26 protein-coding genes and 3 tRNA genes are annotated in these 26954 nt (G+C 61.5%); 11 read left to right on the top strand and 18 right to left on the bottom strand.

Annotation, left to right across the window (positions count from 1 at the left end; genetic code table 11):
* Positions 1–35: 35 nt before the first annotated feature.
* The 4 genes from CW360_RS02540 to CW360_RS02525 all read left to right on the top strand — a co-directional run bounded on the left by CW360_RS02540 (position 36) and on the right by CW360_RS02525 (position 6500).
* Positions 36–674 carry a DsbA family protein gene (locus CW360_RS02540; RefSeq protein ID WP_101192638.1) on the top strand — a complete coding sequence of 213 codons (639 nt, stop codon included), beginning with the start codon at positions 36–38 and terminating at the stop codon, positions 672–674.
* Entirely contained in the window at positions 667–2445 is a 1779-nt protein-coding gene (locus CW360_RS02535) for an ABC transporter ATP-binding protein (RefSeq protein WP_093986799.1), read from the top strand. The genes CW360_RS02540 and CW360_RS02535 overlap by 8 nt, the downstream gene beginning before the upstream one ends.
* Positions 2446–2987: 542 nt before the next feature.
* Positions 2988–4193, top strand: a complete 1206-nt coding sequence (locus CW360_RS02530; RefSeq protein WP_101192637.1) for an acetyl-CoA C-acetyltransferase — start codon at positions 2988–2990, stop codon at positions 4191–4193.
* Between the two features lie 162 nt (positions 4194–4355).
* Positions 4356–6500, top strand: a complete 2145-nt coding sequence (locus tag CW360_RS02525; protein ID WP_101192636.1) for a 3-hydroxyacyl-CoA dehydrogenase NAD-binding domain-containing protein — start codon at positions 4356–4358, stop codon at positions 6498–6500.
* 32 nt (positions 6501–6532) lie between these two features.
* Here CW360_RS02525 and CW360_RS02520 read toward each other — a convergent pair whose 3' ends face one another.
* From CW360_RS02520 to mnmC, 4 genes are all read right to left on the bottom strand, one after another.
* Positions 6533–6796: a YheU family protein gene (locus CW360_RS02520; RefSeq protein ID WP_093986802.1), complete on the bottom strand. Its 264-nt coding sequence runs from the start codon at positions 6794–6796 to the stop codon at positions 6533–6535.
* Between the two features lie 31 nt (positions 6797–6827).
* Entirely contained in the window at positions 6828–7097 is a 270-nt protein-coding gene (locus CW360_RS02515; protein ID WP_093986803.1) for a metal-sensing transcriptional repressor, read from the bottom strand.
* Positions 7094–7651: a Tll0287-like domain-containing protein gene (locus tag CW360_RS02510; RefSeq protein ID WP_101192635.1), complete on the bottom strand. Its 558-nt coding sequence runs from the start codon at positions 7649–7651 to the stop codon at positions 7094–7096. The genes CW360_RS02515 and CW360_RS02510 overlap by 4 nt, the downstream gene beginning before the upstream one ends.
* Before the next feature lie 82 nt (positions 7652–7733).
* Positions 7734–9698: a bifunctional tRNA (5-methylaminomethyl-2-thiouridine)(34)-methyltransferase MnmC2/FAD-dependent 5-carboxymethylaminomethyl-2-thiouridine(34) oxidoreductase MnmC1 gene (mnmC, locus tag CW360_RS02505; RefSeq protein WP_101192634.1), complete on the bottom strand. Its 1965-nt coding sequence runs from the start codon at positions 9696–9698 to the stop codon at positions 7734–7736.
* A gap of 228 nt (positions 9699–9926) precedes the next feature.
* Here mnmC and uvrY point away from each other — a divergent pair, with 228 nt between their 5' ends.
* The 6 genes from uvrY (at position 9927) to CW360_RS02475 (ending at position 13605) form a co-directional block, all read left to right on the top strand.
* Positions 9927–10571, top strand: coding sequence for a UvrY/SirA/GacA family response regulator transcription factor (gene uvrY, locus CW360_RS02500; protein ID WP_093986806.1), 645 nt, complete (start codon positions 9927–9929; stop codon positions 10569–10571).
* A gap of 3 nt (positions 10572–10574) precedes the next feature.
* A complete protein-coding gene (uvrC, locus tag CW360_RS02495) occupies positions 10575–12398 on the top strand; it encodes an excinuclease ABC subunit UvrC (protein WP_101192633.1) in 1824 nt (607 codons plus the stop codon).
* 33 nt (positions 12399–12431) lie between these two features.
* On the top strand, positions 12432–12992 hold the full coding sequence (gene pgsA, locus CW360_RS02490) for a CDP-diacylglycerol--glycerol-3-phosphate 3-phosphatidyltransferase (protein ID WP_101192786.1): 561 nt from the start codon (positions 12432–12434) through the stop codon (positions 12990–12992).
* Positions 12993–13064: 72 nt separating this feature from the next.
* Positions 13065–13140 (top strand) — tRNA-Gly (locus CW360_RS02485).
* 37 nt (positions 13141–13177) lie between these two features.
* Positions 13178–13251: transfer RNA gene (locus tag CW360_RS02480), tRNA-Cys, on the top strand.
* 267 nt (positions 13252–13518) lie between these two features.
* Positions 13519–13605 (top strand) — tRNA-Leu (locus CW360_RS02475).
* Between the two features lie 228 nt (positions 13606–13833).
* Here the strand turns inward: CW360_RS02475 and CW360_RS02470 are convergent.
* From CW360_RS02470 to CW360_RS02430, 10 genes are all read right to left on the bottom strand, one after another.
* Complete coding sequence (locus CW360_RS02470) at positions 13834–14820, bottom strand: hypothetical protein (RefSeq protein ID WP_101192632.1); 987 nt, start codon at positions 14818–14820, stop codon at positions 13834–13836.
* Positions 14821–14948: 128 nt separating this feature from the next.
* Entirely contained in the window at positions 14949–15482 is a 534-nt protein-coding gene (locus CW360_RS02465; RefSeq protein WP_101192631.1) for a hypothetical protein, read from the bottom strand.
* Complete coding sequence (locus CW360_RS02460) at positions 15479–15760, bottom strand: hypothetical protein (RefSeq protein WP_101192630.1); 282 nt, start codon at positions 15758–15760, stop codon at positions 15479–15481. Before CW360_RS02460 ends, CW360_RS02465 begins: the two co-directional genes overlap by 4 nt.
* A 23-nt stretch (positions 15761–15783) precedes the next feature.
* Positions 15784–17088 (bottom strand): hypothetical protein, encoded by a 1305-nt coding sequence (locus CW360_RS02455; RefSeq protein WP_212633277.1) that lies wholly within the window; start codon positions 17086–17088, stop codon positions 15784–15786.
* A 104-nt stretch (positions 17089–17192) separates the two neighbouring features.
* On the bottom strand, positions 17193–17546 hold the full coding sequence (locus tag CW360_RS02450) for a hypothetical protein (RefSeq protein WP_101192628.1): 354 nt from the start codon (positions 17544–17546) through the stop codon (positions 17193–17195).
* 40 nt (positions 17547–17586) lie between these two features.
* A complete protein-coding gene (locus CW360_RS16720; RefSeq protein ID WP_157825244.1) occupies positions 17587–17937 on the bottom strand; it encodes a hypothetical protein in 351 nt (116 codons plus the stop codon).
* On the bottom strand, positions 17913–20699 hold the full coding sequence (locus tag CW360_RS02445; RefSeq protein WP_157825243.1) for a hypothetical protein: 2787 nt from the start codon (positions 20697–20699) through the stop codon (positions 17913–17915). The genes CW360_RS16720 and CW360_RS02445 overlap by 25 nt, the downstream gene beginning before the upstream one ends.
* A 10-nt stretch (positions 20700–20709) precedes the next feature.
* On the bottom strand, positions 20710–20886 hold the full coding sequence (locus CW360_RS17210; protein ID WP_342749376.1) for a helix-turn-helix transcriptional regulator: 177 nt from the start codon (positions 20884–20886) through the stop codon (positions 20710–20712).
* A 179-nt stretch (positions 20887–21065) separates the two neighbouring features.
* On the bottom strand, positions 21066–21611 hold the full coding sequence (locus CW360_RS02435) for a hypothetical protein (protein ID WP_101192625.1): 546 nt from the start codon (positions 21609–21611) through the stop codon (positions 21066–21068).
* Positions 21608–22894, bottom strand: coding sequence for a tyrosine-type recombinase/integrase (locus CW360_RS02430; protein WP_101192624.1), 1287 nt, complete (start codon positions 22892–22894; stop codon positions 21608–21610). Before CW360_RS02430 ends, CW360_RS02435 begins: the two co-directional genes overlap by 4 nt.
* Before the next feature lie 291 nt (positions 22895–23185).
* Between CW360_RS02430 and CW360_RS02425 the strand changes: the two genes are divergently transcribed.
* A complete protein-coding gene (locus CW360_RS02425; protein WP_308809870.1) occupies positions 23186–23605 on the top strand; it encodes a ribonucleotide reductase subunit alpha in 420 nt (139 codons plus the stop codon).
* On the opposite strand, the gene CW360_RS02420 is transcribed toward CW360_RS02425, so the two are convergent.
* From CW360_RS02420 to ubiG, 4 genes are all read right to left on the bottom strand, one after another.
* Positions 23606–24532, bottom strand: a complete 927-nt coding sequence (locus tag CW360_RS02420; protein ID WP_101192623.1) for a GGDEF domain-containing protein — start codon at positions 24530–24532, stop codon at positions 23606–23608.
* Positions 24533–24732: 200 nt separating this feature from the next.
* A complete protein-coding gene (locus tag CW360_RS02415; protein WP_101192622.1) occupies positions 24733–25473 on the bottom strand; it encodes a YciK family oxidoreductase in 741 nt (246 codons plus the stop codon).
* 105 nt (positions 25474–25578) lie between these two features.
* Positions 25579–26250, bottom strand: coding sequence for an N-acetylmuramic acid 6-phosphate phosphatase MupP (mupP, locus tag CW360_RS02410; protein ID WP_101192621.1), 672 nt, complete (start codon positions 26248–26250; stop codon positions 25579–25581).
* Positions 26250–26948: a bifunctional 2-polyprenyl-6-hydroxyphenol methylase/3-demethylubiquinol 3-O-methyltransferase UbiG gene (gene ubiG, locus CW360_RS02405; RefSeq protein ID WP_093986811.1), complete on the bottom strand. Its 699-nt coding sequence runs from the start codon at positions 26946–26948 to the stop codon at positions 26250–26252. The genes mupP and ubiG overlap by 1 nt, the downstream gene beginning before the upstream one ends.
* Between the last annotated feature and the right edge of the window lie 6 nt (positions 26949–26954).

The raw sequence follows: 26954 nt of genomic DNA, 5'->3' as shown, positions 1-26954 counted from the left end.
CCTTCTTCTTGCTGATCCGTGGGGATGACTGCCCGATGTCGGATGCTCGCCTTATCTACGTAATGGACCCGTTGTGCTCCTGGTGCTGGGGCTTTGCCCCGGTACTTGGGGCGCTGGTTGAACAGGCCGCCACCCTTGGCGTGGGGGTGGAGTTGCGGGTCGGTGGTCTCCGGCGTGAGCAAGCCAGCCTGACCCCGGCCCAGCGGGTGCGCATTCTCGGCTACTGGCAAGCAGTGAATGCCGCCAGCGGACAGCTCTTCGACTTCCAGCGAGGCCTACCGCCCGGTTTCGTCTACGACACCGAGCCGACCTGCCGTGCCCTGGTCACTGCGAGACGGCTCGATGAGCGGCGAGTCTGGGCCTTGTTGCAGGCAATTCAACAGGCTTTCTACCAGCAGGGCGAGGACCTGACCCAGGCACGCGTGCTGCTGGCGCTGGCCGAGCAGGTCGGTTTCTCGCGGCGGGCCTTTGCCGAACATTTCGACAGCCCGGCACTGCACCAGGCGACCGAGGCGGATTTCGCCTGGGTACGTGACCTGGGCATCAGTGGCTTTCCGACCTTGCTGGGTGCCGGTGCCTCCGGCTATGCCCTGCTGACCAATGGCTATCAGCCGCTTGCACAATTGCAGCCGCTGTTGCAGCGCTGGCTGGCACATGGTGCTGTGCATGCCTGAGCAGATCGACTGGCAACAGATCCGCCAGCTGGCGCTGCGCCACCGCAAGGCCTTGTGGCTGGCCAACCTGACCGCCGTGCTGGCCACCCTGTGCAGCGTGCCGATTCCTTTGCTGTTGCCGCTGCTGGTCGATGAGGTCCTGCTCGGGGAGGGGGATGCCGCGCTGCGCCTGATGGATCACCTGTTGCCGGATGCCTGGCAGCAGGCTGCCGGCTATATCGGCTTGATGCTCCTGCTGACCTTGCTGATGCGCAGCATGGCCTTGCTGCTCAATGTATTGCAGGCGCGCCTGTTTGCCCGACTGTCCAAGGATGTGGTGTATCGCCTGCGGCTGCGCCTGATCGAGCGACTCAAGCGGATTTCCCTGGGCGAATATGAAAATCTCGGTGGCGGCACAGTGAGTGCTCACTTGGTCACCGACCTGGACACCCTGGACAAGTTTGTCGGCGAGACGCTCAGTCGCTTCCTGGTGGCGGTGCTGACCTTGCTGGGTACCTCGCTGATCCTGCTGTGGATGCATTGGCAGCTGGCGGTACTGATCCTGTTGTTCAACCCGCTGGTGATCTACGCCACGGTGCAACTGGGCAAGCGGGTCAAGCACCTGAAGAAGCTGGAAAACGACAGCACCGCGCGCTTCACCCAGGCCTTGACCGAGACGCTGGAGGCTATTCAGGAAATCCGTGCGGGGAACCGCCAGGGCTTTTTCCTCGGTCGCCTAGGCCAGCGCGCCCGTGAGGTGCGCGACCGGGCTGTGGCCTCGCAATGGAAAAGCGATGCCTCGGGGCGTGCCAGCGGCCTGTTGTTTCAATTCGGTATTGACCTGTTCCGCGCCGCCGCCATGCTGACCGTGCTGTTGTCCGACCTGTCGATCGGACAGATGCTCGCGGTATTCAGCTACCTGTGGTTCATGATCGGTCCTGTCGAACAACTGCTGGGCTTGCAGTACGCCTATTACGGTGCGGGTGCTGCGCTGCAGCGCATCAACGAGCTGTTGGCGCGGGCCGACGAACCGGCCTATGTGGGGCGCCATGATCCCTTCGCCGGCCAGCAGAGCGTGTCCATTGAAGTCAGCGGGCTGCGCTTTGCCTACCGCGACGAGCCCGTGCTGGATGGTTTGAGCCTGCACATTGCGGCCGGCGAGAAGGTGGCCCTGGTGGGCGCTTCAGGCGGCGGTAAAAGTACCCTGGTGCAGCTGTTGCTGGGGCTTTATCAGGCGCAGGACGGGCGGATCGCTTACGGTGGCGTGGCTATCGAGGAGATTGGCCTGGAGCAGGTGCGTGATGCCGTGGCCGTGGTGCTCCAGCATCCGGCACTGTTCAACGACACGGTGCGGGCCAACCTGTGCATGGGGCGCGAACGCTCCGATCAACAATGCTGGCAGGCCCTGCAAATTGCCCAGTTGCGTGAGACCATTGCCGCCTTGCCGGATGGCCTGGACAGCATCGTGGGACGGGCCGGCGTGCGGCTTTCTGGCGGGCAACGCCAGCGCCTGGCGATTGCCCGCATGGTGTTGGCCGATCCCAAGGTGGTGATTCTCGACGAGGCCACATCAGCACTGGATGCCGCTACCGAGTATGCCCTGCACCAGGCACTCGACAGCTTCCTGGCTGGTCGCACCACCCTGATCATTGCCCATCGGCTGTCGGCGGTTAAACAGGCTGACCGGGTCCTGGTGTTCGATGGCGGGCGGATTGCCGAACAGGGTGAGCACCAGGCCCTGATCGCCGAAGGCGGACTGTATGCCAAGCTGTATGGCCACCTGCAGCATTAACAGCCCGCTGTACAACGACTGAGTTTTTCAACGATTTCGGCTAATTCAGCCACAGGCCGAGGTTTGGCAGTACCAGTAGCATCAGTACCACGGTCAGTATCAGGCTGGCCTGGCGCCATTTGGCGTCGATAGGCTTTGCAGGGTGTTTGAACATGACGGCGTGCCTTGTTGTTCTTGTGAGTGGAGGCGCACACAGCTCGTCGAGCACCGTCCCGGTAGATCCCGGGCAGCACCGGGAGTCCTTGTTCTGTTCACCCTAGATGGCTTGCTGTGAACGGGTTAGAACGCTTTGCCACAAGACATTGCCGGCTTGTAATGGCTGGCTATTCCGCTGAGCTCTAGGCGTCGCTGTAGTAGGCACGGCAGAGCCTTTGGCCGGTTTTTTAGGCTATGTCCAGGCCGGTTGACCATTCGTCTGAGCCGAGCGGTCAATCGGCCTGAGCATTTCGGTCATTGAGTGGGCTTGCCGTGCGCGTAAGGTAGGGAACCACGCAACCGCCTGCCGGTGTGCTCCTAGAACAACGTCAAGACGAGAGAACGCCATGACCGAAGCTTATATTTTCGATGCCGTGCGCACGCCGCGCGGCAAGGGCAAGAAGGACGGTGCGCTGTACAGCGTCAAGCCGGTCGATCTGCTGGCCGGACTGCTCAAGGCCCTGGAGAAGCGCAACGCGCTGGATACCAGCCAGGTCGACGATATCGTTCTCGGCTGCGTGACCCCGGTGGGCGACCAGGGTGCCGATATCGCCAAGACCGCCGCGCTGGTGGCTGACTGGGATGAAACCGTGTCGGGCGTGCAGCTCAACCGTTTCTGCGCATCGGGTCTGGAGGCAGTGAACCTCGGCGCCATGAAGGTGCGTTCGGGCTTCGAGGACCTGGTGGTGGTTGGCGGCGTGGAATCCATGTCGCGCATCCCCATGGGCTCGGACGGTGGTGCCTGGGCGATGGACCCGGCGACCAATATGCACACCAACTTCGTGCCGCAGGGCGTGGGCGCGGACCTGATCGCCACCCTCGAAGGCTTCTCCCGCACTGACGTCGACAGCTTCGCCCTGCGCTCGCAGCAGAAGGCCGCCCGCGCCAGCGCCGATGGTTCCTTCCAGAAATCCCTGGTGCCGGTGACCGATCAGAACGGCATCGTGCTGCTCGACCGCGACGAATTCATCCGTGGCGATTCCACGCTAGAGGGCCTGGGCAAGCTCAAGCCGAGCTTCGAGATGATGGGGCAGATGGGCTTCGACGCCACGGCCCTGCGCAAGTACTCCCACGTCGAGCGCATCAACCACGTGCATACGCCGGGCAACAGCTCGGGCATCGTCGATGGCGCGGCGCTGATGCTGATCGGCTCCGAAGCCAAGGGCAAGGAGCTGGGTCTGAAACCCCGTGCGCGCATCGTCGCCACCGCGGTGACCAGCACCGACCCGACCATCATGCTCACCGGACCGGCGCCGGCCACCCGCAAGGCGCTGGCCAAGGCTGGGCTGTCGGTGGAAGACATCGACCTGTTCGAGGTCAACGAGGCGTTTGCCTCCGTCGTCATGAAGTTCATGAAGGACATGGGCGTGCCGGAGAGCAAGGTCAACGTCAACGGCGGCTCCATCGCCATGGGTCACCCGCTGGGCGCCACCGGCTGTGCCATCCTCGGCACCCTGCTCGACGAGCTGGAGAAGCGCGAGCTGCGCTACGGCCTGGCCACGCTGTGTGTCGGCGGCGGTATGGGTATCGCCACCATCATTGAGCGTATTTAAGGAGCTATCACGGGCTACTGCGCTCGGCCAAGCGGCGTTGGAAATCCTCCGGAAATGCTCATTTGCACCAGCAAACTCCGCTTTCCGAATGATTTCCGCCTAGCCTGACCTTCGCTCGTGACGCCCTTGAAGCGCTCCCCGAACATTTGGGAAGTGAAAGAAATGACTGACGCCATCCGTTACGAAAAGGGCCAGGACAATATCGTCGTCCTGACCATGGACATGCCAGGCCAGAGCGCCAACACCATGAACGCGGTGTACCGCGAGGCCATGGGCAAGATTGTCGAGCGCCTGGAAGCCGAGAAGGATTCCATCGCCGGGGTCATCCTCACCTCCGCGAAGAAGACCTTCTTCGCCGGCGGCGACCTGAACGAGCTGATCAAGGTCACCAAGGCCGACGCCAAGCCGTTCTACGAGATGATCCTCAACATCAAGGGCCAGCTGCGCCGCCTGGAAACCCTGGGCAAGCCGGTGGTCGCTGCGATCAACGGCGCCGCGCTGGGCGGCGGCTGGGAGATCTGCCTGGCCTGTCACCACCGTATCGCCCTGGACAATTCCAGCGTGCAGCTGGGCCTGCCGGAAGTGACCCTCGGCCTGCTGCCGGGCGGTGGCGGCGTGGTGCGCATGGTGCGCCTGCTGGGTTTGGAGAAGGCGCTGCCGTACCTGGCCGAAGGCAAGAAGGTGCGCCCGGATGCCGCGCTCAAGGCCGGCCTGATCCACGACATCGCCGCGACTCCGGAAGAGATGCTGAGCAAGGCTCGCGCCTGGATTGCCGCCAACCCGAGTGCCGTGCAGCCGTGGGATGCCAAGGGCTACAAGATCCCCGGTGGTACGCCGAGCACCCCGGCCGTGGCGCAGATGCTGGCCATCGCCCCGAGCGTGCTGCGCGACAAGACCAAGGGCTGTTTCCCGGCGCCGGAGAAGATCATGTGCGCCGCCGTCGAGGGCGCGCAGGTCGACTTCGACACCGCGCAGATCATCGAGGCGCGCTACTTCACCGAGCTGACCACCGGCCAGGTCGCCAAGAACATGATTGGCACCTTCTGGTTCCAGTTGAACGACATCAACGCCGGTAGTTCGCGCCCGCAGGGTTATCCCAAGTACCAGACCAAGAAGGTCGGCGTGCTCGGTGCCGGCATGATGGGCGCCGGTATCGCCTATGTGTCGGCCGCGGCCGGCATCGAGGTGGTGCTCAAGGATGTGTCCGTGGAAGCGGCGGAGAAGGGCAAGAGCTACTCGGCCAAGCTGCTGGATAAAAAGGTCAGCAAGGGCCATATGACGGCGGAGAAGCGCGACGCCTTCCTGGCCCGCATCAAGGCGACCGACAGCGAAGCCGACTTCGAGGGTTGCGACCTGATCATCGAAGCGGTGTTCGAGGACCGTAACCTCAAGGCCAAGGTCACTGCCGCCGCCGAGCGCGCCGCGCTGGCCGATGCCGTGATTGCCTCCAACACCTCGACCCTGCCGATCACCGGCCTGGCGACTGCCGTGGCCAAGCCGGAGAAGTTCATCGGTCTGCACTTCTTCAGCCCGGTCGACAAGATGCCGCTGGTGGAAATCATCAAGGGCGAGAAGACCAGCGACGAGACCCTGGCGCGCGGCTTCGACTACGTGCTGCAGATCAAGAAGACCCCGATCGTCGTCAACGACAGCCGCGGCTTCTTCACCTCCCGCGTGTTCGGCACCTTCACCAACGAAGGCATCGCCATGCTCGGAGAGGGCGTGAGCGCGGCGATGATCGAGGCCGAGGCGCGCAAGGCCGGCATGCCGGTGGGCCCGCTGGCGATCAGCGACGAAGTGTCGATGAGCCTGATGGACCACATCCGCAAGCAGACCGTGGCCGACCTCGCTGCCGAAGGCAAAGCCATCCCCGAGCATCCGGCCTTCGCCGTGATCGATCTGATGCTGCAGGAGTACAAGCGTCCGGGCAAAGCCGCCGGTGGCGGTTTCTACGACTACCCGGCCGGTGGCAAGAAACACCTGTGGCCGGAGCTCAAGGCGCGCTTCGAGAAAACCGATGCGCAGATCTCCCAGGAGGACGTGCGTGACCGCATCCTGTTTATCCAGGCGATTGAAACGGTGAGATGCGTCGAAGAGGGCGTTTTGCTGTCGACCGCCGATGCAAACATCGGCTCGATCTTCGGCATCGGCTTTGCCGCCTGGACCGGTGGTGCGCTGCAGTTCATCAACCAGTACGGTGTGCAGGACTTCGTCGCCCGCGCCCAGTACCTGGCTGAGCAGTACGGCGAGCGCTTCCTGCCGCCTGCTCTGTTACTCGACAAAGCGGCGCGCAACGAGCTGTTCTGATCCGGGTAACCGCCGACCTTGCCGGTCGGCGGTTACCGGTCGTGGTCTTCCTGCTGCAGGCAGCGCAATTCATCCCGCCATGGCTTGGGCAGTTCATGCCAGGCCAGCAACTGGCATTGCTGGCTGTCCGGGTCATAGAGAATGGCTGCCTCGGCCTTTGCCAACGCCTGGCGTACCCGTGCCACGCGTACCGGCAAGGGCGTTTCGTCACCGTGATCGGTGCCGTCACGGGTGACAAAATCCTCAATCAGGCGCGTCAGGGTGTCGTCAGCCAGTTGGTGATGGGGAATCAGCATGGTGTGGCTCGCTGCAAGGCCGGCGCGGGCATCAGGTGTACTTGGTAAAGATGGCCCGTACCTGTGCCAGGGTTGCTGTGCTGTCCAGTTCAGGGTTGAGCACGGCTTCCTCAAGCAGGCAGGCAAGCATCTGCTGATAAGCCTTGTCCAGCGCCTTGCGGGAGGCGGCGAACTGTTGTGCGATGGCCTCGCAGTTGTCACCGCGGCGGATCATCGCCTGAATGCCACGAATCTGCCCTTCGATGCGCGCCAGGCGTTTGAGCATGGCGTCCTGATGGGCGGCGGCAATATTGTCGGTCATGGGGTGTTCTCCACGGTTCGGCGCAGGCTGAAGGCGCCACGCAATTCACCCGCCTGGAAGCCGCGGGCCTGGTCGTCGGGGTAACGCTGGTCGATCAGGGTGGCTAGTTCTGCCTTGATTTCGCTGCCGTGGCAGGCCAGGCAGGGTTCACCGGTCGGGATGGCTTTCATGAAGCGAAACTCGCCATCCAGGGTAGTGCTTGCGGTCATTTGGCTGAGGTCTTCGCCCGCCGCTGCCCGTTGCTGGAAGTCCAGCAGGGTTTGTAACTCCCAGGCGTCAGGGCGATTCGCCGGATTACGCACGCGCAGCGCTGTGCGAGCGACCTGCCAGCCCTGCTGGCTGTGCTCTGCGGCGATGCGTGGCGCCAGGGTCTGGCATGCCTGCACGGCCTGTGCCGGACCACCCTGTTCTACGGCCTGTTTGACGGTGGCTAGCAGTTGCTGTTGAAACGCGGGGATCAACTGCGCGGCCTGCTGCGCAAGGTGGCTATCGTCAGTGGTGGGCTGGGCCAGCGCCAGGCTGGGCAGGGCGGCAAGCAATAGGGCTAAACGCATCGGCTTATCTCCGTCTCAGGATACTGCCGTGAGTATGTTTGCATTGCTACTTCCTGGCAATCGGCAATGGCCAGGCGAGGCATCACGACTGTCCCCTGATCAGTTTGCGCAGCATGAAACGGTTGGGGTGACAGGCTTCGGCGACGGCGCGTGGCACGGGCAGCGGTTCCTGGTTGATCCAGCCCGCCAATAGTTCGCCAGCCATGGGGGCACTGAGCAGTCCTCGCGAACCATGAGCAGTGCTCAGGTACAACCCCTCCAGCCAGGGGCAGGGTGCATCCGGTTGCAGACGTGCATCACGTGCCAGTGCTTGGTAAGTCTGCTTGAAGCTATCGCTAGCAGCCAGCGGGCCGACCAGTGGCAGGTAATCGGGACTGGTGCAGCGGAATCCGGCGCGGCCGTCCAGATGGCGGACGTCCAGCTCATCCAGGCAAAGGCGTTCGGCCAGGTCAGGCGAGGTTTCCTGCAGCTGGCGCAGGTTGTCTTGATGTTCTTCTGGGCTCAGGGCCAGGTTTTCGCTGTGGAACCTGAAGCTGGCGCCCAGGGTGTGCACGTCTCCCATGGGCGGAGCCACATAGCCTTCAGCGCAGACCACCGTACGCAGAGCACGACTGGCCGGGGTGACGGGGACGCAGGTTACCTGGCCGCGAATTCGTTTGAGTGGCAGCTCGGCCTCGGGTAGCAGCCGGTCGGCTTCGGCTGAGCTGGCCAGTACCAGTACCGGTGCACTGGCCAGGGCGTCGTTGCCTTGCCAGGCTTGCCACTGGCCATCGACGCGTTGCAGCCGGCTGACTTCGCAGCCCAGGCGGACACGGATATTCGGGTGTTCAGCCAGTTGCCGGCACAGGCTGGTGGGATTGGCCCAGCCGGCTTGCGGATAGAACAGCCCTCCCCAGGGCAGGGCCACGCCAGCCAGCGTCTCGGCTTCTGCCTGGCTGACCGGGTGCAGTAGGTCAGCAGGAAAAGCCTTGGCCAATTGCGCCTGGCGCTCGCGCTCCTTGTCGTCGTAGGCCAGTTGCAGTAACCCGCAGGGTGACCAGGAGGTGCCCTCGGGAAGCTGCTGAAGCAGCCGACGGCTGTAGCCGAAAGCGCTGAGAATGTAGCGAGAGAGCGGCGTGTGATGCGCGGACAGCTTCATGTACAACATGCCCTGCGGGTTGCCGGAGGTTTCTCCGGCGAGCTGATCGCGGCGTTCCAGTATCGTTACCTGCCAGCCCCGCCGGGCCAGGCTGGCTGCTGCCGAACAACCGGCCAAACCGGCACCGATGACCAGCGCCTGACGCTGCTCGCCAGACTGCGGTGGCCGTGCATACCAGGGCGTATGGGGATTTTGTGCCGGCCCTCGGTAGTGGCCCGCGAGCATTTCGCGCTTGTGTCCGAAGCCCTTGACGCGGGCCACCGAGAAGCCGGCTTCCTGCAGTCCGCGCCGCACGAAGCCAGCGCTGGTGAAGGTGGCCAGTGTCGCATCAGGTGCCGACAGACGGGCCAGTTCGGCGAACAGCTCGGCGCTCCACATTTGCGGATTCTTGGCTGGAGCAAAGCCGTCGAGGAACCAGGCATCCACCTGGGCATCCAGTTCGCGCAGGCTGTCCAGCGCATCGCCCAGCAGCAGGGTCAGGATGACTCGGCCCTTGGCCAGATGCAGGCGCTGGAAGCCGGGGTGAATGGCAATGTAATGGTTGAGCAGCTCGCTGCTGTAGTCAGCCAGTTCCGGCCACAGCGCCAGGGCGCGACGCAAGTCATCCCGGCGCAGCGGGTATTTTTCCGTGCTGATGAAATGCAGTTGACAGCCGTTAGGTGCATGCTGTTCGAACAATTGCCAGGCACACAGCAGATTCAGCCCGGTACCGAAACCGGTTTCGCCGATAACCAGATGACTGCCGGGACTGAGTTGGGCAAAGCGCTCTGCCAGTTGGTTGTGTTGCAGGAATACATGGCGGGTTTCTTCCAAGCCGCTGGCTCGGGAGAAATACACATCATCGAATTCGCTGGATAACGGCTGGCCTTGTTCATCCCAGTCGAGTCTGGCGCACTGAAAATCTGACATCACTGACCTATGAAACAGCAGGCGTCGCGAAGCAGGACGCCAATTGAGAGAGTGGCAAGGATGCCCATGCTGCCGATAAATCGCCACCGTGACATTGACCACAGGCAAGTTGCCTGAGGAGCAGTTGCAGTGCCAAGCGAGACGAAACGTGTAGAATGCCGTCTGTCTCGTGCCCTGTGCACGACTGTGTCTCTTTGTTCGGCCGTGCGGCTGTGGGTGAGGTGATCGGTGATCCGTCTGATGGTGGTAGACGACCATGACCTGGTGCGCAGAGGCATCACCCAGCTGCTCAAGGAGGTCGATGGCCTGCAGGTGATTGCCGAGGCCCGCTCGGGGGAGGAGGCGCTGCAGCTGGCGCGCACCCACAAGCCGGATGTGGTGCTGATGGATGTGCGCATGCCGGGTATCGGCGGCCTGGAAGCGACCCGCAAGATGGCGGTTAGCCTGCCGCAGTGCCGGGTCATTGCGGTGACTGTCTGTGAAGAGGACCCGTTTCCCTCTCGCCTGTTGCAGGCAGGCGCCAGTGGCTACCTGACCAAGGGCGCCTCGCAGGAGGAAATGGTTAGCGCTATTCGCCAGGTATTTGCCGGGCGTACCTATCTGACGCCCAGCGTGGCTCAGGATCTGGCGATCAAGGCCTTGCGTCCGCAGGCGGGTAGCTCACCGTTCGAGACACTCTCCGAGCGAGAAATGCAGATTGCCCTCATGGTGGTCAATTGCCACAAGGTGCAGGACATTTCCGACAAGTTGTGCCTCTCGCCGAAGACGGTCAATACCTACCGCTATCGCATCTACGAGAAACTGGGTGTCACCAGTGATGTGGAACTGACCCTGCTGGCGGTGCGCCACGGCATGGTCGATACCGCGGGCTGATCCATGAGCGATACGTTTGATGCGGCGGCCTTCCTGGCAACCTGCAGCAGCCATCCGGGTGTTTACCGGATGTTCGACACGGCTGGTAGCCTGTTGTACGTCGGCAAGGCCAAGAACCTGCGTAAACGCCTGTCCAGCTACTTTCGCAAGAGTGGCCTGGCTCCCAAAACAGCCGCGCTGGTGGCGCGCATTGCCCAAGTGGAAACCACCATTACCGGCAATGAGACCGAGGCTTTGCTGCTTGAGCAGACCCTGATCAAGGAATGGCGCCCGCCTTACAACATCCTGCTGCGCGACGATAAGTCCTACCCCTATGTGTTGCTCAGTGACGATGCCTTTCCGCGCCTTTCATTGCACCGTGGCAGCAAACGTAGCAAAGGGCGTTACTTCGGGCCTTATCCCAGTGGTCTGGCCATTCGCGAGAGCCTTAATCTGCTGCAGAAGGCGTTCCAGGTCCGCCAGTGCGAGGACAGTTACTACCGTAATCGCAGCCGTCCCTGCCTGCAGTACCAGATCAAGCGCTGCAAGGCACCTTGCGTCGGCCTGGTTGACGAGGCCGAATATGCTGAAGATGTGCGCCGCTCGGTGATGTTCCTCGAAGGGCGTAGCAATGTACTGAGTGCCGAACTGGCTGCAGCCATGGAACAGGCCGCGCAGGATCTACAGTTTGAGCGGGCTGCCGAACTGCGTGACCAGATAGCCTTGCTGCGCCGTGTACAGGATCAGCAACACATGGAGGGTGGCCAGGGCAATGTCGACGTGGTGGCGGCACTGGTGAGTCCCGGTGGTGCCTGCGTGCACCTGATCAGCGTGCGTGGCGGGCGGGTGCTGGGCAGCAAGAACTTCTTTCCCCAGGTGGCCATCGAAGAAGAGGGCGCCGAGGTGCTGCTGGCCTTTCTCGGTCAGTATTACCTGGGTGGCAGTGAGCGAGAGCTGCCCGATGCCTTGATTGTCAATCACGACCACGGTGACTTGGCACTGCTGCAGGCTGCGCTGGCCGAGGTGCGCGGGCGAGCCGTGGACATTGCCTGGCGGGTACGTGGTACGCGCGCGCGCTGGCAGCAGCTTGCCGTGACCAACGCAGAGCAAGCCCTGCTGGCGCGCCTGTCCAATCGGCAGCATTTGGCGGCACGCTTCGACGCGCTGGGTGAGGCCTTGCAGCTGGATGAGCCGCCGCAGCGCCTGGAGTGCTTCGACATCAGTCACTCCAGTGGTGAGGCTACCGTGGCATCCTGTGTGGTGATGGGGCCGGAAGGGCCATTGAAGAGTGATTACCGTCGTTACAACATCGAGGGCGTGGCGCCAGGCGATGACTATGCCGCCATGCGCCAGGCCTTGCAGCGCCGCTTTGCCCGGCTTGCCGAAGGAGAAGGTAAACGACCCGATATCCTGTTGGTGGATGGTGGCAAGGGGCAGTTGAACATGGCACGCGAGGTACTGCAGGAACTAGGCTTGCATGACCTGTTGCTGCTGGGCGTGGCCAAGGGCACCACGCGCAAGCCAGGCCTCGAGGTGCTGTACCGCGACACGGCCGATCAGGCCTTTACCTTGCCGGCTGACTCGCCGGCTCTGCATCTGATCCAGCAGGTGCGTGATGAAGCGCACCGCTTTGCCATTACCGGCCATCGTGCCCGGCGTGGCAAGGCTCGTCGTACCTCACGTTTGGAGGATGTGGCGGGGGTTGGTCCGACACGTCGGCGCGAGCTGCTCAAGCACTTCGGTGGTCTGCAGGAGCTGGGGCGAGCCAGCGTCGAGGAAATTGCCAAAACGCCCGGGATCAGTAAAAAGCTGGCCGAGCAGATTTATGCCGTCCTGCACTCCGAGTAGAATGCCTGCACCTACAGAAGGCCTACCGTTTTGATCAATATCCCCAACCTGCTCACCGTACTGCGCGTTTTGCTGATCCCGGTGTTCATCCTGCTGTTCTACCTGCCGTTCAGCTGGAGCTACCTGGCAGCCAGCGCGGTGTTTTCCCTCGCGGCGATCACCGACTGGCTGGATGGTTATCTGGCGCGTCGCTGGCAACAGAGCACGCCGTTTGGCGCGTTTCTTGATCCGGTGGCTGACAAGCTGATGGTAGCGGTTGCGCTGGTATTGTTGGTCGAGGCGCATGCCAATCTTTGGCTGAGCCTGCCGGCCGCCATCATCATTGGCCGGGAAATCGTCATCTCGGCCTTGCGCGAGTGGATGGCTGAGCTCGGAGCGCGTGCCCAGGTCGCTGTTTCCAGCTTGGGGAAATGGAAAACCACGGCACAAATGGTGGCGCTGGTTATTCTGTTGGCCAATCCGCCGCAGTTTACCCTGTGGATTGGCCTGGGCTATGCCTTGCTGCTGGTTGCTGCAGGGTTGACCATCTGGTCCATGGTGCAATACCTGCGCGCTGCCTGGCCGCACCTGAGTGCACCTGGGGCGGGTAAATAAAGTTTTTTGAATCAAAGGCTTGACGGGCTTTCTTGAATGGTTAGAATGGCGCCCGTCAGATGCTGACAGCAAGCGGGAATAGCTCAGTTGGTAGAGCACGACCTTGCCAAGGTCGGGGTCGCGAGTTCGAGTCTCGTTTCCCGCTCCAGTTTATATGGGCCGTTTAAGCGGCCCGTTTGTTTCAAGGCTGAGTAGCAGAGTGGTTATGCACCGGATTGCAAATCCGTGAACGCCGGTTCGATTCCGACCTCAGCCTCCAAACATTAAAGCCCGGTAAATCAATGATTTCCGGGCTTTTTTGTTGGGGATGCAGGTGCCCTTGGCGCTTGTTAGGCCGGCCGATGGGCTATATAGTCCACCCCCAGCGCATGCTCCAGGCATGCGTAGCGCTACCGCCCGAATGGCGAAATCGGTAGACGCAGGAGACTTAAAAAATCCTGATTCCAGGAAAAAATCCCTTGTAAATCAAGGGTTTGGCCTGAATCAGATATGCTATGTAGCGAATATGTAGCAAATTGTAAAAAATGCCCCGATGGCGAAATAGGTATACGCAGCGGACTTAAAATCCGCCAGACGCGAGTCTATGCCGGTTCAAGTCCGGCTCGGGGCACCACTTCTTGGCCAGCCGCCACCCTGATTCCCGATGCCTGGCCGCCTGCTGCTCTGCTCGGGCGATGAATTGGCACAGGGTTTCATTGCAGCGCCTGGGCAGGTGCCGGCCATGCACAATGGCCAGGTAAGGCTCTGCTTCGGGGTGATGCCTTAACAGGCGAATATCAGTCATGCGCGGCGCTCCTTGCAGAGAAAGCCCCCAGACGATCCTGGGGGCTGTCCTCTCGCCTTACTTACACTTCAAGAAGGCCAGGCCGGTGGCCTTGCGCTCGACTACCCGCGCCCAGTGTGCAGCCGCGCCCAGCTCGGCAATGGTTGGCGACTCGCCGGCGATGCTGCCCTCGATCCACTGGAAGCCCAGCGGGTGAACGGCCAGGTTCACACGGCTGTGCAGCACTTGCTGCCCGCCACCGTTGCCCGCGCTCGGCTTGTTCTCCACCTCGGTGCCTGCTGCGATGCTTGGAGCGGTCAGGCCGTAGCCCACAGCGCCAGCGCCGAACAGTGCGCAGGTGTAGACGCCACCGACCACAGGCATACCGTCATCAGAAACGACGGCAAGGCCGCGATAGGTCGGCAAGCGCATGGAGCCATTGCTGGGCTGCACAAACTCGATCAAATCAGCCTTGAGCGCACGGCGGTACAGGTCGGAGTGCATCGCAATGCCCACGACGTCGCCCATCGCATCGCCAAGGGTGCCGGCTGCGTCGATCACTGCTTCAGGGCTGAACAGCGCGGCGTTGCCAGTCTCGGCGCTAATGTCGAGGATCATGTCGCCAGAATCGTTGGCCACGTTGCTGGCAATCACGCCGTTTAAGGTCGACACAAGACGGCGCTGCATCTGCCGTTCCCAGTAGGCGCGAACACGCTCCTGAATACGCACCAGGGCATCGGCACCGGCAAGCTCACTGGCCAGGTTCATGGCTGCCCATGACTGGTGCAGGTAGGACTTGCGCACGACTTGTTTGCCCGCTTGGATCTTGCGCGGCACGGCCAGTTCGTCGGGGTCATCCGATACGGTGTTGGCCTCGTCGTTGGGTAGGTCACGCCAGAACGGCACATTGAAGGCGTGTGCGCCGACTGCAAGCTGTGCATTGATTACGTCGTTAGGCACGACGATGCCGGACGCTACAAGCGCCGTGCGCTCCATCGTGTTTTGGGTGATATAGCGGGTGAATGCCGACGGTTCGATGATGTCGGAAATCTGAGTAGTAGCCATGGGGTAAACCTCGAATCAAAAAGGGGATTGATTCGCCAGGTCACAGACGCGAGCGGGTAAAGCGGGGTGGCCACAGGCCAGGGAGGGGGTTGCGGCCCTCACAGAAGGCCGCTTGTTACATTATAACACTAGCGCAAGCCAAAGCCAGAAGGCTTGGCGGTCGGTACCTTGTCGGTGGTGTGGTACGCACGGCCCGCGCCGGTAGCGCCGCCACCCGTTGCGCCGCTGGATTTGAGAAGCCGGCCAATGGTCTTTACCGCGCCGGAATCGTAAAGAGCGTTCAAGCCCTTAACGGTCAGCGTGACCGGCTGGCCTTGATGCTCCAGGCGCTTGCCTTCCTTGTCGTGGAAATAGTCCTGCCCGTCATCGCCGCGCACGACGTCGACGTGATGGCTCAGCTCTCGCCACAGGATTTCCGCTGAATCTTCCACAGCCGCCGCTTGCAGGATCTCGTCGCGGGGCAGTTGGATCGTCAGATAGTCGAGGCGTGCGGTCGTTTCGTCGCGCTGCTTTTCGGCTGCGGCCAACTTCTCGGCCATCTCGTCGCGCTGAGCCACAGCGGCCCGCTTTTCGCTGAGTAGCTGGGTGTTCTTGTCCTTTAATTTCTGGATCTCGTCTTGCAGTTGCTCGACGGTCTTGGCGTCTTGGGTCTGCTCGGTCATGGTCTGTCCTCGTGGATCTTGAGTTGTTGGGCGTAGATGCTGAGCAAAGCCACGGCCTTGCCGGTGTCACTGATTGCGCCTTGCGATTTCAACCGGCCTGATACCGTCAGGCGGCCATGCTTGGGCAGTCGCTCGACTAGCGCCGCCTGCTGCTCGTTTCGGAAATAGACGCGCACCGAACGCCGCGCCTCGGGGCTGTTTACGGTGCAGAACTTGGCCCCGGTCGGGTCTTGCTGCAAAAACGTGACGATCTCGCCTGTTATGGTTGCGCTCAGCATGTTCCACCCTCCTGGGCAGTGGTCTAGAAACAAAAACGGACGGCGACTTTCGGCATGGCCTTGTGAGCCATTGCGTGTGCGGCAAGACCGAGCGCGGCATTGGCGCGATCGTCATGCGCCCCGGCTGGGTGGTCGATAACGTCACCCGTGCGCCCCGTCCGGCGCTCCAGGCCGCACAGTTGGTTTGCCAGCACAGGGTCAGGCGGCAACTCGATACGGCCAGTGAACAGCAGCGGCAAGGCGTCGATATAAAGTTGGCTGCGGTTCTTGTCCGTGAATTGCAGGGTGATGCCGTGACGGGCGAAAGAGTCAGCCGGAAAGCGTCCTGCATAGCGGTCGCTGCGAACGGTGCGGACGTTGTAGTCGTGCAGGATCTTGGAGAAGGCTTCGATGGTTTCATCAGGCGAACCACGCCGCGCCCATACGCCACACACCACGACGGTGTTGTCCTTATCGCGGTAGCCAATGGCCAGGGTGAACTCGTCGGCGTTGGGGTTGCTGCTGCCCCCGGACGGGTCGACAAAGGCCGTGTAGGTGTGGCCCGGCTGGTGCGGAACGATCAGCGGAAAGTCGCGTGTGCAGCCTTCCACGACGTTGCGGTCGACATAACTGCTTATCCCGTCGCGCCACTCGCCCAGCCACTCGGTTTTGGCCGCCTCGGGATCTTCTGCAAGGGCTTCTTCGATCACTCGGGGATCAAGCGTCGGGTTGAACTGCGTAGTAGCACCTTTCACGACTAGGACGTCTGAGTCCTGGCCATAGTGGCGCTTGTACTGCTCATACATAACGCCGCGCTTGGCCCATGGCGAGCTGATACCGATCAGCAGGCCGCCTGTTGTGGCCAGGCCAGGACGTGCCGCACGGACGATTTCCACGTCTGCGGCGTCGGTTGATTCCGAGCGTAGAAAGCACAGCTCGTCGAAGATACAGGCGAGGATGGCGCGACCACGCACGGCCCTATAGTTGCTGGTCGTGACTTCGATGCTCACCCGGTTATTTAGGTGGATCTCCTCGGCCCCGCGCTTTTCAACCATGGCCGATAGCACAGGGCTGGCGTCAATCATGCCCGCGATAAAGCCAAGCATGATCTTGGCCTGGGTGCGGTCGGTGGCGAACAGTACAACGGTGCCGCGCTCACCTACTGCCAGCTTGTCGGTTAGCCCTTCGAGCGCCGCGCCGACGGTGGCCAGGTAAACGGCGATGGCTGCGGCGTTCTGGGTCTTGGCTGAGCGCCGGCCAGCGATTACATACAGTTCGCGCACACGCTCGCCAGGCGGCTCTCTGTCGCCCGCTAGCTGCTTGAACAGCGCCAGGCGGTCGTCACCCATGGGCAGCCCGAAAGCGCCGCTGAGAACGGCCCGCCAAGCCTCCCAGCTCTCGCCAGCGAAGGCGTCACCGAACAGGGCAGGGGTCTGCATAGCCTCTAGGATGTTCACTTGCCAGCCTCCTTGCGCAGCAGGTCGGCCAGCGATACGTCACGCGCCTGGCGCTGCAATCCCAGCTTGGCCAGAATGCCTTGGGCGCTGTTGCAAGCCTGAGTCCATTTGCCGACGTCGAAGTCCGCACCAGCGGCCAGGCGTTGTTCCTCAGTCCTTAGCCAATGTTCGAGCCACAAGAAGCGCTCCACTAGGCTGCGCTGCTGATAGCTGAGCGCGGGCAGGCCGCCAAGGTCGGCGGTTAGGGCTTCGTATCGCTGGCGTAGATCCTGGGCAACGGCAGTGCGGCCATCTAGCTCGGCCATAAAGCCGGCGCGGAACTGCTCGGGTACTGCCTGGGCTTTGCTCATATTCACGGCCTAAATGCTGGGCAAGTGCTACATATCTGCTTCACATTTTGACAGGACAGCTCTGTAGGCCATATATAACGGGACTTAGAGCGTCTTTTAATAGGGACAATATATCCCTTGGGTGAATGTTTTTAGGCTTGGCGGGAAGGGTAGTGGCGTTTTTCGGGGTGATGGTTGCGAGTAGATTCCAAGCGGATTTGCTGCCTTTAAGCAAAGGGGGATAAGTGGAATAAATGGGATAAATCTCAGCCCCTATATGAGATATGTCACTGACAGTTTTGCCCTTGGGGTTGGAAAAAATACCAATAATCCCACTAATCCCCCTTTTCAATGAAAAGCCCCAGCGGGTGCCGGGGCTGTTGTTGGTTAAAACCGCATGGTGACGCGCCATCCGGGTTCCTTGCGTTTCTGGTCGCCTGGGTCAACTCGCAGCCCAGCGACCACACGCCCTTTGTGCCGTCGCAGCCATCCGGCAAAGTACCTGCTGTTAAACCCTCCACGCGGGGGCGAGATCTCGCTTACTGCTTCGATCAATGCGGCCTCGGCTTTGGTCTGGCTAAAGTCAGCACTGCCCACTAGCTTGGCAATCTCGCGCACCTTAACTTCACGGTCGCCGTATAGCTCCCACCAGGCTTGCAGCACTTCAATGTGCTGTTGGTGGTAGGGATCTTCGGCCTTGCTCAGTTGCAGGACTTCCACCGGGTCAGCCATGGGGGCAGGTGTGACGCCCTCACGGATCAGCCAGCACACGCACTGGCGCACCAGGCTTTCCCATTCGTCGAAGCTCCCAAGGCCACCAGCAGCGACAACGGGCGCGCCTTCCCACTGATAAGACAGCAGCACGCTCAGCAGGTCGGCCCGGTAGGCGTCCAGGCGGTCGCGGATCAGGTCGCGGGGGTTGAACGCGAACTTGCGGCGCTCGGGTGACTCGCAATCGGCGTCCAGGCCAATCGGCAAAATGCGCCGGAACGTATCGCCCCCAGCGGTGACGTTGTTGCCGTTCAGCACCCACAGCACGCGGTTGATTGCGCTCCGGGTTTCGGACTGGCCCAGAATGCGCCCCTCGGGTTCGGCGCTGGTCAGAAATACACACAGGTCGGTGCTGTCGATAACGCCGGTCAGGTTGTCCAGCACAGCACCGGCCCGGCCTGTTAGCAGAACCGAGAACAGGCGTTTGCCGATTTCCTCGGGGTTGCCCTCGGGCAGCGGCATAGCCTTAACAGGCGCACCCACCAGCAGCATTAGGCATTCACTCAGCAGGGTTTTGCCGGTGCCTGCCGTGTAGGCTCTCACCAGATAGCCCGGCGCTGTCGGCAGTGCAGCACGGCAAACGGTGGTCAGCAGTGCAGCCAGAAACACGCCCCGGCTTGTGTCGCTGTCGAACGGGAACAGGGCGAACGGTTCCCAGATCCGGCGCAATGTCTCCACCAGGGCGGCACGGTCGAGCGGGTGCGGCGTTGGGCGGCTGTTGCTGTCGCTCAGGTACAGCAGCCCGGTTGCCTCATCGAAGCCCGGTTGAGTGATAACGCTGCCATCCGGGCGCATGACGGGAAACGATACCAGGCCGGTTACTTTCGGCAGATCCCACGCACCTCGAGCGGCCATCACGCGGGCGGCCACCTTGTCGGGGCAGTCACGCACCGACCATTCACCTCCACCAGCGGCCCTACTGTCGAACACCAGAAAGCGGAACGCGCCCTCTAGGTACGTTTGCAGCCACGGTTTTTCTACAGTCAGCAGCTCGTCATCAGCCAGGCGCATCAGGCGTCCACCTCGCTCGAATATCTCGCCATCGACTGCCAGGCGCTGCATGATCTTGGGCAGTACCTGGGGCAGCTCTCCCTGTTGCAGCTTGAGCTGTTGGACGGGTCGCAGCAGTCGGTAACGGGTGCCGCCATGCGCGTGGCTGTATATGTAGGGCGCGCCACCGCTTTTAAGGTTGGCCCATGCAATGCGCTTGTCGCCGTTGGAGTAATCCGGCTCGAGCGGATCATGGAAGCGCTCGCCGTGCCACTGGTCGGGGTTGTCCAGCAGATCCCCCACAGTTACCCGGCGGCCACTCGAGTGGATCAGCTCGAAGTCACCGAACAGGCGGCCACGCTCCACAGCATCACGCAGCCGCTCGCGTGCTTCGGCCTGCTCAGCTTCGGGCAGGTCGCCTAGTGCCGCCAGGCGCTCATCAATCCACGTTTCGCGTGCTAGGTGGATCTCTGCCAGCAGATCGTCACAGCCACGCTCAGCGGCCTGAATGTCGGCCAGTTGCTGGCGCTCGGCTTCGGTTAGATCCGGCAGGGCTTGAGCGGTGTCCAGCGGTGCGGCGTCATTGTTCAGCGGTTCGGGTGCGGGGCGGCGTGCCTCGAGCGGGGGAAGGCACACAGGCGGCGCGGCAAAGTCCAGGCGGTTGGTTTGCCAGACGCTGGCGTCCACCGGGGCGCGGCTCAGGGTCTGGCCTGATTTGCTCACCACATAGCGACCATGCCCGGCCAGCCACAGGCGTTCAAACAGGGCTTTACCTGCTCGCGGAATGTCGCGGGCATCAGCTACCAGGACATACAGCCGCTGCCCTCGAATGCCTGTTATCTGCTCGCCGGTTTCGCTGTTGTAAATACAGCTCGAGCTGCTAACGCCCCACACACAGGGCGCATCAGCCAGGGCGGGGGCGACCTTGTACAGCAGCGCCAGCCACTGGTCACGGGCCAGAGGCTCATCACCGGGCAGCGGGTCGCCGTCCAGCAGCAGCCAGCCCGGCCCCGCGTGCCAGCGGAATGTTTCCTTTGTCCGGGCGATGGTGCCAGGGGCTGCGGTCGGCAGTTGCGCTTGTGTGACCACAGGCGCGGACGACACAGGCGGCAGGCCAAAAATCAGCGCCTGATTGCACTCCAGTTGCTCGAGCGCTTCGGCAAGCTCGGCAGGGGTCGGCAGATCCACAGCGTTGACGTGACCGGCGATCATTTCCCCGGCGTGCTGCTTTACCGGCTGGCCGTCCTTGAGCTGCCAGAGTTTGGTCAGGCGTTTCGGGTTGTTGCTTGTGGCGATGGTGACAGGGGCGGTCATTGGCGCACTTGGCTGTAGGAGGCCGTTTGCTGTAGTGCTAAACTGGAAGTGCGAACTTTCGGGGCTGCTCTCATGGGCGGCCTTTTTTATTTCCGTCATTTATGCCCCCTTATTCTTCGGTGGTCGAAGTGCGGGAGTTGGCGTCAATCCACGCCATAACATCTTCTGCGCGGTATCGAACATGCCTGCCCAGCTTTACAAAGCGCGGGCCATCGCCGGCCCAGCGGGCGCGCTCACACCATGCAGTTGACTTGCACAGATAGGCGGCCAGGTCGCGCTGGGTCATCAGGCGGGGAAGGGCGCACAACTCAGCGGGGAGCTGTGCGGGTGTTGCGGGGGTGGCTTGGTGGTTTTGCATTTGAAGTGGCCTCACTCAGATTTGAACAAGGCCAGTTTTTCAAACAAAAACAATGAGTTATATTTGCTCGGCGTAGGGTAAATATGTTTTTCGTACGCCTGGCATAGTTATTTTTTCTTGGATGGTCTCCCGCCCTCCCTCGCATAGTCCGGTGCAACTTTCCCTATCCACTTACGAACAGTGGTAATGGTCTTTGGCTTTTTATCACCGAGCATTGACCATATGCGCTCAGAGACTTCTCCAACCTTCAAGGATTTGCTTTCGTCCGCATTCCATATGCGCCGAGCTTCTTCTTGAGCTGAGTTAATCACTGATTGCCTCTGCTGGTTTGCCTCATCGATAGGCTGTTGCCTTCTTTGCTGCATATCTATCAACTGGTCAATACGTGCTGCATCCATGTTTTTCATTGCGCGAAGAAAGAATAATCGGAAGTTCTTATCGTCTCCGCTTCTGTAATAATCTCGAGACACTGCAAGGTATTTCAAAATTACGAGCTTTTGAGTTGTGCTATCTGGCAATTTCGTGGCGCTTTCTGTCCATAGATCAATTATGGTTTCAATGTCGCCGTCGAATTGAAGGCTTTCTGACTCAATCCATAGCGCTTCCAGTTGAGCACTGGCCAAGGTAAATGGGCTAGCTAATTTGTCGCTCATCCTGCGGCCCTCATCTGAATAACCTGGGCGCTCGGCTCGGCCTCGTCATGCAGCAGACGCCACAGCTTTTCCAAGGCTTCGACTTGCTCCTCGTGCATGGGGTCGTGCGCGTAGTGTTTTGCCTGAACGCCGCCTAGGCCATGGCTGAGCAGGCGGGCCAGCACGTCACTAGATACCCGATAAGGCGCTTTCATCAGGCGCGTTTCGATGGTGGCGCGGATAACCTTGCCGGTGAATGGTTCGCCTTCCAGCTCGCCGGCCTGAGCCATTGCCGCGCATATGTCTGACGCAATGTTGCTGATATAGCTGGCGTGCATCGGTGACAGGCCGCCATTGCTAGAGAACACAAACTGCCCTGAGCCGGTGACGTTTTTTATGCACTCCAGCGCCTGGGGGAGCAGAGGCACCCAATAGACTCTTGGCTGCTGTCTGCGGCCTTTTCCGTCTGCCATACGCATCAGTTTTGCGTCGTGGTCGATGTCGGCCAGGGTGACGCGTGCGAGTTGTTCCATGCGCTGGCCGCCTGTGAGAACGTGCAGCATGGCGATGCTGCGGCGCGGCTCGGGCAGATCTTGAGCGCGTCGCCAGTAGGCGCGGAACTCAGCCAGGGACAAAGCGCGCTCGCTGGCCTGTGAACTGCCTGCGACCTTCTGTATTACCTGTGCAGGGTTTACGGTCAGGCGCATGTCGCGCATAGCCTTGGGCGCTTTCACGTTGCCACGGGCGTTTATGGCGGCAGTGAATGCCGTTTTTATGTAAGAGCGGATCTTGTCCGCCTGTCTTGGCAAGCCTTGGTCGTTGAGCTTGGCGATGATTTCCACGCAGTCATCTATCGTTATTTCGTGCGCTGGTTTTTTCCACAGCTTGGGGAAAGCCGTCTGTATGTCTTTCTTGATCGCATTGCCCACATTCCGCGCACTAGCTTTGCCTGCGGCCTTGAGCATGTCCGCATAGGCTGTCATCATCTCGCCAAATGTAACGGCACCTTGCTCCCGCTTGTCCTTGGTGCGTGGATCAATTCCTTTTCGCATGGCGCTGAGCGCCTCTTCTGCATCGGCTCGTGCCTGCTCTGCTGTCAAGGCTGGCCCGAACTTGCCAATGGTGAACTTGACTAGCTGTTGAGTGCCGCGCAAGCGCCCCTGCACAAAAAAGGTTTTGCTACCGCCTGGGGATAGGCGAACGCCGAAGCCCGTTAAGGCTGAATCCCACACGACGATCTGTTTTTCTGGGTCAGGTTTGAGGGCTTCAACCTTGGTTTTGGTGAGTTTGATTGGCTCAGGCATGGCATGTCCCTATGTAGCGGATATGTAGCGGCTGAGTTCAAAATAACTAGGCCGCGTTAGGGACTAAGTATGCTTCAAAGCCCCGTGGTTGGCGACTAAGTGCTGTTACATAAAAGCTATTCAGGGTGGCCGATTGAGACTTAAAATCTCTCGCCAGCAATGGCGTGCCGGTTCGAGTCCGGCTTCGGGCACCACTTTCGCCGGTAGGCGCGCGTTTTTGCCTGCCGGTCTGCTTCCGGTGGCTGGTTAACCCGCTTGCCGGTCTAACAGCCCTCCTGCCGGGAGTCCCGTATGTCCCAGATGTCGATCGAATCCTTTGATGACCTTCTCTTGCTGGCCCGCCAGCAGCCTGATCCGCAGCGTCTGCTGTTCGTGTTTACTCAGCCGGAGCTACCGGAAGGGCATACCGCCGAGCAGGCGGAGCGCTTTGCGGCGGGTGCGGGTGGCCATCTGGCCCCGGTAGTCTGTGTGGATAAGACGCCCGAGGAGTTGAGCAGCTTCGCCGCCCTGGTTGAGGAGTCACAACAGGCTGCCCAGGACTGGGTGGTGATGTTTGTTGCCGCGCTGTCTGGTCAGGCTGGCGTGGGGCCGGGAGAGGAGCAGGTCGAGCAGTCGTTGCGTTATATGGTCGAGGGGATTCGTACTGGGCGAGTCGCCAGCTTCCTTGCTTTTGATCGGCAGGGCAGTTTGTTGCAGTTGAGCAATGGCTGATCAGCTGGCCAGGTTGAGGCGGTTGCGACCGTTGCGCTTGGCCTGATACAGCGCCTGATCGGCTCGCTGTTGCAGTCCGTCAGCGGACTCGCCGGCTTGTAGCGTGGCGCAGCCCAGGCTGATCGACATCTGCAGGGCCTGCCCCTGGAACACCACTTGCAGATTGTGTACGGCCTGGCGCAGGCGTTCTCCGACCATCGCCGCGACCTCGCTGCTGGTGTTCGACAGCAGCACCAGAAATTCTTCGCCACCATAGCGAAATACCATATCGATGTTGCGCAGGCTGGCCTTCAGTACGCCAGCTACTTCGCGCAAGGCCTCGTCGCCCACGCTGTGACCGTAGTTGTCATTGATGCGCTTGAAGTGGTCGATATCCACCATCAGTACTGACAGCGGCTGGCTGCTGCGCTTGGCTATGTCCACTTCGCGCTGCAGGGCCTGATTCATGGCGATGCGGTTGCCGGTCTGGGTCAGCGGGTCGCGCAGGGCGCTGAGCACAGCTTCCCGATACAGCAGGGCATTGCGCAGCGGGAACAGCAGGCAGCTGAGCAGGGTTTCCAGTTGTGCCAGTTCGCCTTCATCAAAACGCAGGGCACGCCGGAAGGTGAGGTCGCCCAGGTACTGGCCGTCATGGCTGAGACGATAGGCTGCCGAATGTGGCGCACGCTGGCCCAGCTCAATACGCAAGTCATCGTTGCTGTGTTGATAGCAGAGTGCGTCCAGGGGCACCAGGCGCTGTACCTCCTGGAAGAACAGGCCCAGGATGCGCTCGGCTTCCAGGCTGGTCTGCAGTTGCAGGTTCAGTTGCCGACGCAGTTCGCCCAGGGTCACCGGTTTGGGAGAGGGGCGACGCTTGCCGGCAAAGCCCAGGCGTTGGAGCTTGGCGGCATCGAAGTCGATGGTGTTGCTGCGGGTGGGCGTCGGCATGGTCGCTAACCTCTAACGCGTAATGCGATGGTGAGGTTGTTTAAGCGATTTCCATGCCAATTATATTATTCGTTTTAAATCAATAAGATACGTTTGCCGTTGGCGATTTTCTCGAATGCCGCGCCGACAGTCTGGCGCTTGTTGGCGGCAATCCATTGCCGCACTTCGCTCCGGTGACGGAAAGCCGTCACCGAGGTTGCTTATTGCGCGTTGAGCGCCTGGCCGTTGATGCCCTGGCTATCCGGCCCCATGAGATAGAGGTACAGCGGCATGATGTCTTCCGCCGCGGGGTTGCTGGCCGGGTTTTCGCCGGGATAGGCCAGGGCGCGCATGTCGGTGCGGGTGGCGCCTGGGTTGATGCTGTTGGCGCGCACCTGGCTGATTCCCTCGACCTCGTCAGCCAGTACCTGCATCAAGCCTTCGCAGGCAAACTTGGAGACGGCATAAGCCCCCCAATAGGCGCGTCCCTGGCGACCGACACTGCTTGAGGTGAAGACGACCGAGGCGTCTGCGGAGAGCTTAAGCAGCGGCAGCAGGGTGCTGGTGAGCATGAAGGCGGCGTTGACGTTGATCTGCATGACGCGCATGAAGTGATCGCCAGACAGCTGTTCGATCGGCGTGCGCGGCCCCAGTACCGCGGCATTGTGCAGCAGGCCGTCGAGGCGGCCGAAGGCGCCTTCGATGGTTGCGGCCAGTTCGTCATACTGGTGAGGCAGGGCGGTTTCCAGGTTGAAGGGAATCACCACGGGCTGGGCATGCCCAGCCGCTTCGATCTGGTCATACACCTGGTTGAGATTTTCTTCGTTCTTGCCCAGCAGTAGCACGGTAGCACCGTGTGCCGCATAACTCTTGGCGGCGGCGGCACCAATGCCGCGCCCGGCGCCGGTGACCAGAATTACTCGACCTTTGAGCAGATCGGGGCGGGCTTGATAGTCGAACATGGAAGAGCTCCTTCGCTGAGCGTCCAGCTTCAGGCAGCAAGGCTGCAAGTCTGTGCCCGGCATGCCGAGAAAAAGTCGGGGGTACGGTTCAATGGGGTGCGCTGCTCAGCAGCCGCACAGTGCGTTGTCCAGCACGCTGCGTAGTTCGCCGGGATGGTTGACGATCACGTCCGCGCCCCAGTGGCTAGGGTGGTCCTCGGGATGGATGTAGCCCCAGGTCACTGCCGCTGTCCGGCAGCCGGCAGCGCGGCCGGCAGCAATGTCGCGCTCGTCATCGCCTACGAACAGCACTTCGCCCGGTTGCAGGGCCATCTGCTGGCAGGCCAGCAGCAGCATGTCGGGTGCCGGTTTGCTCTGTGCGACATGTTCGGGGCAGAGCAGCACGGCGCTGCGTGTGTGCAGCTGCAGCTGTTGCATGATCGGCTCGGCGTAGCGTAGCGGTTTGTTGGTGGCTACGCCCCAGCGCAGATGGGCACGCTCGATATCACTGAGCAGTTCACTGATGCCTGGATAGGGCCGGGTCAGCACCGCGCAGTGGGCCTGGTAGCGTTGCAGGAACTCCTCGCGCAGGGCCTCGAAAGCGGCAGTGCCGGGCGCTTCGGCAAAGGCGGCGGCAACCATGGCCCGTGCGCCGCCTGACACGACATCACGGATAGCCTGGGCCGTGATGGGCTGCAGGTCGCGGGCACTGCGCATGGCCTGAATCACGGCAATGAAGTCCGGCGCGCTGTCGAGCAGCGTGCCGTCCATATCGAAGAGCACTGCACGCAGACGCATCAGGCCTCCTTCAGGGTCTGGATCATGTAGTTGACTTCGACATCCGCCTCCAGCTTGTAGCGGCGGGTCAGCGGGTTGTAGGTCAGGCCGATGATGTCGCGGACTTCCAGGTCGGCTGCGCGGCACCAGGCGCCCAGTTCAGAGGGGCGAATGAACTTCTTGAATTCGTGAGTGCCGCGCGGCAGCAGGCGCAGTACGTACTCTGCGCCGATGATGGCAAACAGGTAGGCCTTGGGGTTGCGGTTGATGGTCGAGAAGAACACCTGGCCACCTGGCTTGACCAGGCGCTGGCAGGCGCGGATTACCGAGGCGGGGTCCGGGACGTGTTCGAGCATTTCCAGGCAGGTGACCACATCGAACTGCTCGGGCATTTCTTCGGCCAGTGCCTCGGCAGTGATCTGCCGGTAATCGACGTTGACCCCGGATTCCAGTTGATGCAAACGCGCTACCGCCAGGGGGGCTTCGCCCATGTCAATGCCGGTAACGGTGGCACCACGCTGCGCCATGGCTTCGCTGAGGATGCCGCCGCCGCAACCGACGTCTAGCACGCGCTTGCCGGCCAGAGGGATGCGCTGATCGATCCAGTTGACCCGCAGGGGATTGATGTCATGGAGCGGCTTGAACTCGCTGTGGCGGTCCCACCAGCGGTGGGCAAGAGCTTCGAACTTGGCGATTTCAGCGTGATCGACGTTGCTCATCTGGGG

The sequence above is a fragment of the Pseudomonas fluvialis genome (assembly GCF_002835605.1).
Lineage (GTDB): Bacteria > Pseudomonadota > Gammaproteobacteria > Pseudomonadales > Pseudomonadaceae > Aquipseudomonas > Aquipseudomonas fluvialis.
Note: the sequence above shows the minus strand (reverse complement) of the source record. Positions and strands in the feature narration are given on the sequence as shown.